5 protein-coding genes are annotated in these 7,473 nt (G+C 72.5%); 1 reads left to right on the forward strand and 4 read right to left on the reverse strand.

Annotated features, from left to right (window positions below; translation table 11 throughout):
• A partial coding sequence (locus FGF04_RS27380; protein WP_149514395.1) for a hypothetical protein occupies positions 1–583 on the forward strand: 583 nt, incomplete at its 5' end.
• A 43-nt stretch (positions 584–626) separates the two neighbouring features.
• Here FGF04_RS27380 and FGF04_RS27385 read toward each other — a convergent pair.
• The 4 genes from FGF04_RS27385 to FGF04_RS27400 all read right to left on the reverse strand — a co-directional run.
• Positions 627–2,075: a S28 family serine protease gene (locus FGF04_RS27385; RefSeq protein WP_149514016.1), complete on the reverse strand. Its 1,449-nt coding sequence runs from the start codon at positions 2,073–2,075 to the stop codon at positions 627–629.
• A 116-nt stretch (positions 2,076–2,191) separates the two neighbouring features.
• The gene (locus FGF04_RS27390) at positions 2,192–2,575 is read right to left on the reverse strand and encodes a hypothetical protein (RefSeq protein WP_408055673.1); all 384 of its coding nucleotides are present in this window, start codon (positions 2,573–2,575) and stop codon (positions 2,192–2,194) included.
• Between the two features lie 125 nt (positions 2,576–2,700).
• Positions 2,701–6,438: an ABC transporter ATP-binding protein gene (locus tag FGF04_RS27395; protein WP_149514018.1), complete on the reverse strand. Its 3,738-nt coding sequence runs from the start codon at positions 6,436–6,438 to the stop codon at positions 2,701–2,703.
• A gap of 86 nt (positions 6,439–6,524) precedes the next feature.
• On the reverse strand, positions 6,525–7,473 hold a 949-nt coding region (locus FGF04_RS27400), incomplete at its 5' end, for an esterase-like activity of phytase family protein (RefSeq protein WP_235882528.1).

The following is a 7,473-nucleotide window of genomic DNA, read 5'->3' on the forward strand; positions in this document are numbered from 1 at the left end:
CCTCATGGGGTGCGGGCAGTCGTCCGGGGGCGACGGGGACGGTGCGCGGGAGAGCACCGCGGTGCCGGCGCCGACCCGGGCCTCCGGGTACGGGACGGTGTTCCTGGGGATCGACGAGTGCAGTTCGTTCGGGCGCGAGTCGTTCACCGAGGTGCCCTGCACCAGCGAGCGGGCGGCGGCCCGGGTGGTGGCCCGGCACGACGGCGGGGCCGCCGGCGGCCCGCCCTGCCCCGCCACCACGGACTTCGTGCTGCACATCAGCGAGCAGAAGCCGTCGGCCGACGAGGACGGCGACGGCGCGGTCCCGCGGGGCTACGCCTGCATGCGCAACCTGGAGGCCCCGCACCCGGGCGACCCGGGCCGCGGCGGGGGCCCGCGCACCATCGTCGGCGACTGCGTCTACGGCGCCGGGGCGGGAGAGGTGCGGGAGACCGCGTGCGACGCGGACGGCGGCCGGGGCGGCCGGGCCCCCGAGTACCGGGTGACCTCGGCCGTGGAGCGGCGTGCGGACTGTCCCGCGTCGACGCGGCTGTACGTCCGGCTCGGCGGACCGGAGCCGGTGGGTTGCGCCCGCCCGCTGTGAGCCGGGGGCTCGACGACGGGCGGGCGCGGAGCCCCGTGCGGGACTACGGGCGGAGCTGGCGCTCGACCGTGCGCTTGTCCAGCTTCGAGTCGTACTTGGCCAGCGGCTTCGCCTTCTCCGGGTCCGCCTTGACGGCGGCCGGGGCGACGCCCGCCCACTCCAGGATGCGGGCCGTGGCGAGCGCCTTCTGGTCGGGGACGAGGCCCGCGACGTTGGCGCCGTGGTTCGCACCCGGCGCGGTGAAGACGTACGCGTCACGGGCGCCCTTGCCCAGGTGGAACGGCTCGGCGCCCCACGGGTCGTTCTGCCCGTACACGAACAGCATCCGGTTCGCGTTGTGCTTGACCCAGGAGTCGACGTCGCGCATGGCGCCCGGCTGGAACTTCATCGTGATGTCGCGCGGGACGAAGTTGCGCGGCGGCTGGTAGCCGTAGCGGATGTACTTCTTCTCGATGTGCGGGAAGACGATGGTGGGCGCACCGAGCTGCGTGCCGGCCTGGTAGTAGTACGGCGTGTAGGGCTCCAGGCCCTGGTCCGTGTAGGCCGAGAAGCCGGAGATCGTGTCGATGGACGTCCAGATCTCGTCGTCCGTGGCGTTCTTGGCGTCCGCCGGGATCGCCTCGCAGTCGGCGAGCAGGCTGTACTGCCAGAAGCCCCACACGTAGTCGAGGACGACGGCCTCGTAGGCGCGGTCCAGGCTGCCGATGGTGTTGAAGGTGTAGCCCTCGGTGGCGGCCAGTTCCTTGTACTTCTTCTCCAGCGGCGCGCGGCGCACCAGCGCCTCGCGCTGCACCGCGTTCAGCTTGGTGCGGCACTCCTTGGTGCCGACCTTGGCGAAGAACCGGTCGTACGCCGAGTCCTCCTTGTTCACCACGTCGTTGGGGGCGACGTACGCGACGACGCCGTCCATGTCACGCGGGTAGAAGCGCTCGAAGTAGGTGGCGGTCATGCCGCCCTTCGAACCGCCGGTGGAGACCCACTTCTTGTCGTAGATCGGCTTGAGGGCCTTGAAGATGCGGTGCTGGTCGCTGGCCGCCTGCCAGATGTCGAGCTTCGACCAGTCCGCCGGCGCGGGCCGCGACGGGGTGAAGTAGCGGTACTCCATGGAGACCTGGTTGCCGTCCACGATCTGGGTCGGCTCGCGGCGGCCGGGGTTCGTGGAGACGTTGTAGCCGCCGGTGTAGAAGACCGTCGGGCGGGCCGTGTCCTTGTGCAGCACGGTGATGCGCTGCTGGAAGGTGCCCTTGGACGGGTGCCGGTGGTCGACCGGCTGGGTGTAGTTGAGGACGAAGAAGCGGTAGCCCGGGTAGGGCTTCTCCTCGATCAGGCTCATGCCCGGTATCGCGAGGATGCGGTCCTTGATGTCCGCGGACTCGTCCGTGACGAGCTTCGGGCCGGAGGCGTCCGGCTGGGCGGCGGTGGCCACCCCGGCCGTGCTCGCGGTGCCTATGAGCACCACGAGGGACAACAGCCATCTGAGCGTCTTGCGCATGCGTTCTCCCCTGAATACGCAGATGTCCGCCGGAACTTAGCGGAGCGGCAGCGGACGCACCAGGGGATGTCAGGGACATAGCGGACGGGTCGGTGCGAAGATCGCCCGACGGGGGTTCAGCAGAGGATCCAGCCCGTGCTGACCGAGCCCGAACCGACCGCCCCCTTGATCCGTACGCAGCGGTGCCCGGCGTGCACCTTCACCGGTCCCGCGTACCGCACGAAGCGGCCGGCGTTGGGCACCCGCTGGCTTCCGCGGGCCTGCACGCTGACCATCATGTAGCGGCGGGCGCCCACCTTCTTGGGGTAGGTCACCGCGCAGACGTATCCGCTCTTCTTGTGGACGTCGACGTGGCCGGTGGAGAAGCCCAGGGTGCGGACCTTGCGCCCGGCGCACGGCGACGCCGCCGTCGCCTCGCCCACCGGGCCCGCGAGCGCCAGCAGTCCGGATGCCGTCAGCACGGCGGTGCCGAGCGCGAGGCGCCGGCGTATCGCGCCCATGTCCACTGGTGTCCCTCCACGGCCCGCGGCCATCGGCGTACTCGTGTGCGTACTGCTGTACGGACGCATGGCGTACGGCACACGGTTGCCCTACCCACCGGTTGCGGTATTTCTGCGTATTCACCTCACCTTGCGGTGCCGACCGGGTCGGGCTCCCCCACGAAGGTCCGCCACAGCCGCGCGTACCGGCCGTCGAGGGCCAGCAGTTCGTCGTGCGTACCGTCCTCGGCGACCCGGCCGCCGGCCATCACCACGACCCGGTCCGCCCGGGCGGCGGTGGTCAGCCGGTGGGCGACCACCAGCGTGGTGCGGCGGCCGGCTATGCGGTCGGTGGCCTGGTTGACCTGGGCCTCGGTGGCCAGGTCGAGCGCGGCCGTGGCCTCGTCGAGGAGCAGGATGTCCGGGTTCACCAGCTCGGCGCGGGCCAGCGCGATCAGCTGGCGCTGCCCGGCGGAGAGGTTGCGTCCGCGTTCGGCGACCTCGTGGAGGTAGCCGCCGTCCAGCGTGGCGATCATGTCGTGGGCGCCGACCGCGCGGGCCGCCGCCTCCACCTCGGCGTCGGTGGCGTCGGGGCGCCCGTACGCGATGGCGTCGCGGACCGTGCCCTGGAAGAGGTACGCCTCCTGCGGGACGACGCCGAGCCGGTGCCGGTAGGAGGTCAGGTCGAGCGAGCGCAGGTCCGTGCCGTCGACGGTGACCCGGCCGCCGGTGGGGTCGTAGAACCGGGCGACGAGCTTCACCAGGGTCGACTTGCCCGCGCCCGTCTCGCCGACGAACGCGACGGTCTGCCCGGCCGGGATGCGCAGGGCGACCCCGCTGAGGGCCTCCTCCGCCGCTCCCTCTCCGGTGGCCCCGTACGCGAAGTCCACGTCCTCGAAGGCGATCTCGCCGCGCAGGGACAGCACCTCAAGGGGCTTGTCGGCGGCCGTCGTGGACGTGGGCTCCCGCAGCAGCTCCTGGATGCGGCCCAGCGAGACGGTCGCCTGCTGGTAGCCGTCGAAGACCTGCGACAGCTGCTGCACGGGGGCGAAGAACAGGTCGATGTAGAGCAGGTACGCCACCAGCGCGCCGGTGGTGAGGGTGCCCGCGTCGACCCGCCCCGCGCCGACGACCAGCACCGCGGTGGCGGCCACCGACGACAGCAGCTGCACGAAGGGGAAGTAGACGGAGATGAGCCACTGGCCGCGGATGCGCGCCTGGCGGTAGCTGTCGCTGCCCTCGGCGAAGCGCGTGGCGCCCGCGCCCTCGCGCCGGAACGCCTGGAGGATGCGCAGTCCCGCCACCGACTCCTGGAGGTCCGCGTTGACCACGGAGACCCGCTCACGGGCCAGTTCGTACGCCTTGACGCTGGAGCGGCGGAAGAAGAACGTGCCGACGACCAGCGGCGGCAGCGTCAGGAAGACCACCAGCGCGAGCTGGACGTCGATCACCAGCAGCGCGGCCATGATGCCGAAGAAGGTGACCACGGAGACGAAGGCGGTGACCAGGCCGGTCTGCAGGAACGTGGACAGGGCGTCCACGTCCGTCGTCATCCGGGTCATGATCCGGCCGGTCAGCTCGCGCTCGTAGTAGTCGAGCCCGAGCCGCTGGAGCTGCGCGAAGATCTTCAGCCGGAGCGCGTACAGGACCCGTTCGCCGGTGCGTCCGGTCATCCGGATCTCGCCGGTCTGCGCCGCCCACTGGACGAGCACGCTGATCAGCGCGATCACCGAGGCCGCCCACACGCCGCCGAGCGCCATCTGCGTGACGCCCTCGTCGATGCCGTGCCGGATCAGGACCGGCAGCAGCAGGCCCATGCCCGCGTCGACGGCGACGAGGCCGAGGCTGATGAGCAGCGGCAGCCCGAAGCCCCTCAGCAGCCGCCGCAGCCCGTAGGAGTCCTCCGGGGTGACCGCGCGCGCCTCGTCGACGGCCGGGGTGTCGGTGGCGGGCGGCAGCGCGTCGACCTGGGCGAGGAGCTCGGGGGTGGCGGGCGTGCCGGCCAGCGCCATGTCCTTGGGCTCGCGGTCGCCGGTCCACAGCCGCGGGGTGACACCGCGCTCGGCGTCGAACTCCGCGTCCAGCTCCTCGCGCACGGAGGTGTCCCCGGCGGTGTCCTCAGCCGGGGAGGAGGCCGGGACGTGGCCGGGCGAGGTGCCGCCCAGCTCGTCCGGGTCGGTGAGCAGGCGGCGGTAGAGCGGGGAGCGCCGGGTCAGCTCCTCGTGGGTGCCGATGTCGGCGAGGCGCCCGCCGTCGAGGACGGCTATGCGGTCGGCGAGGTTGAGGGTGGAGCGGCGGTGGGCGATGAGGAGGGTGGTGCGGCCCGCCATGACGCCGCGCAGGGCCTCGTGGATCTCGTGCTCCACCCGGGCGTCGACGGCGGAGGTGGCGTCGTCGAGGACCAGCAGGCGCGGGTCGGTGAGGATCGCGCGGGCCAGGGCCACGCGCTGGCGCTGGCCGCCGGAGAGGGTGAGGCCGTGCTCGCCGACCTTGGTGTCGTAGCCGTCGGGCAGCGCGGCGATGAAGTCGTGCGCCTGGGCGGCCCGGGCGGCGGTCTCGATCTCCTCGCGGGTGGCCTCGGGGCGGCCGTAGGCGATGTTGGAGGCGACGGTGTCCGAGAAGAGGAAGGAGTCCTCGGGGACGAGCCCGATGGCGGCCCGCAGCGAGTCGAGGGTCAGCTCGCGCACGTCGAGGCCGCCGATGAGGACGGCGCCGCCGGTCACGTCGTAGAAGCGCGGCAGGAGCAGGGAGACGGTGGACTTGCCGGAGCCGGACGAGCCGACCACCGCGAGGGTCTCGCCGGCGCGGATCTCGAAGCTGAGGCCGTCCAGGACCGGCCGGGCGTCGTCGTAGGCGAAGGAGACGCCGTCGAACTCGACGGTCGCGGGGGCGTCGGCCGGGAGGGTCTTCGTGCCGTCCTCCAGGGCCGGCCGGGTGTCGATCAGCTCCAGGACGCGTTCGGCGCCGGCCCGGGCCTGCTGGCCGACGGTGAGGACCATGGCGAGCATCCGTACCGGTCCGACGAGCTGGGCGAGGTAGGAGGAGAAGGCGACGAACGTACCGAGGGTGACCTCTCCCCGCACCGCCAGCCAGCCGCCGAGCGCCAGCATGGCGACCTGCCCGAGCGCCGGAACGGCCTGGAGGGCCGGGGTGTACTTGGAATTGAGCCGGATCGTGCGCAGCCGCCCCGCGAAGAGGCGGCGGCCGATCTCCCTGAGCTTCCCGGTCTCCTGGTCCTCCTGCCCGAAGCCCTTCACCACGCGTACGCCGCTGACGGCGCCGTCGACGACCCCGGCCACGGCCGCCGCCTGCGCCTGCGCGTACCAGGTCGCGGGGTGGAGCCTGGAGCGGCTGCGGCGGGCGATGAACCAGATGGCGGGGGCGACGGCGAGGGCGACGAGGGTGAGCGGGAGGGACAGCCAGGCCATGATCCCCAGGGAGATCAGGAAGAGCAGGACGTTCCCGATCGTCATCGGGAGCATGAAGAGCAGGCCCTGGATGAGCTGGAGGTCGCTGGTCGCGCGCCCCACCACCTGGCCGGTGGACAGCTCGTCCTGGCGTCTGCCGTCGAGGCGCACGATGGTGGCGTACATGTCGGTGCGCAGGTCGTGCTGGACGTCGAGCGCGAGCCGGCCGCCGTAGTAGCGGCGGATGTAGGTGAGGACGTAGACGAGGACGCCGGCGCCGAGGAGCGCGCCGGCCCAGGGGCCCATGTCGCGTGAGTGGTCGCCGACGACGTCGTCGATGATCACCTTGGTGATGAGGGGCACGAGGGCCATGACGGCCATGCCCCCGAGCGAGGCGCCCAGCGCGAGCACGACGTCCTTCGGATACCGCCAGGCGTACCCGGCCAGCCGCCGTGCCCATCCCCGCTGCGTTGTCACTCCTGGTGCCTTCCTTCGACCCTTCAGTCCTGATCGTCCGGAAGGCAGTAACGCGGCGGGAAGCGGATTTCATCCCTCCGCAACAATCAGGGGCGTACGCGCAGGGAGTAGAAGCGGGTGGTCTGGGTGGCGCCCTGGTTGTCGTCGCTGACCAGGAGGACCCGCAGGGTGCCTCGGGAGGTGCCGGTGACCGCCATGCCCTCGATGTTGTCGAGGAGCGGGTTGGGCTGCGGCTGCTTGGCCGTCGCGCCGAGGGAGGGGCAGTCCACGAGGTCGGCGAGGAGGGTCTTGCGCACGAGGCGTACGCCGTCCTGGCCGGTCAGCGCCTCGACGCGGGAGGTGTCCGTGGCACGGCGGAGGTCGGCGAGGTAGAGGCGGACGGTGTTGCCGACCCCGGAGGTGAAGCCGCGCTCCAGGACGAGGAGGCGGCCGCCGGGGACGGCGGCGGCCTCGACGAGCCCGAGCCCGCCGTCGGTGCGGTACCCGTACTGGACGGCGGGCCGGAAGTCCCGGTGACCGCCGCGCTCCCAGGTCTGCAGGCGTACGACGCCGGGGGTGTCGCCGGCCAGGGAACTCTCCATGCCGGCCAGCAGGGTGCGGCCGCCGGGGAGGAGGGTCAGCGCCTCGAAGGTCTGGTTCGCGGTGGCGCGGCCCGCCGGGGCGACGCGCAGGGCGTCCGGCACGGGGAGGCGCCCGAGGAGGGCGCCGTCCTTCCCGTACCGGCGTACCGACGGCTCGGTCTCGGAGGACACGAGCCGGGTGCCGTCGCGGTCGACGGCGAGCCCCTCGGAGTCGAGCGCGGCGCCGCCCTCGTCGGCGAGCGGGACGACGGAGCGCGGGCGCAGGGTCCCCGGGTCCAGGGTGAAGAGGGAGGACCGGTCGGAGAGCGCGGCGACGGCCCCGTCGCGGTCCACGGCGAGCGCGGAGAGGTTGCCGACGAACGTGCCCTGGTACGTCGTCTTGTCGAGGGCGTCGGAGAACCCCTCGACGGAGACGGCGGCCGAGCAGGCACCGCCGCGCGGCTGGGCGGTGGCG

Source organism: Streptomyces apricus (genome assembly GCF_008369065.1).
GTDB classification, from domain to species: Bacteria; Actinomycetota; Actinomycetes; order Streptomycetales; family Streptomycetaceae; genus Streptomyces; species Streptomyces apricus.

Coding starts and splice junctions, on each gene's coding strand:
- FGF04_RS27390 (WP_408055673.1), bottom strand. CDS start 2,575: ATGGGCGCGATACGCCGGCGCCTCGCGCTCGGCACCGCCGTGCTGACG.
- FGF04_RS27385 (WP_149514016.1), bottom strand. CDS start 2,075: ATGCGCAAGACGCTCAGATGGCTGTTGTCCCTCGTGGTGCTCATAGGC.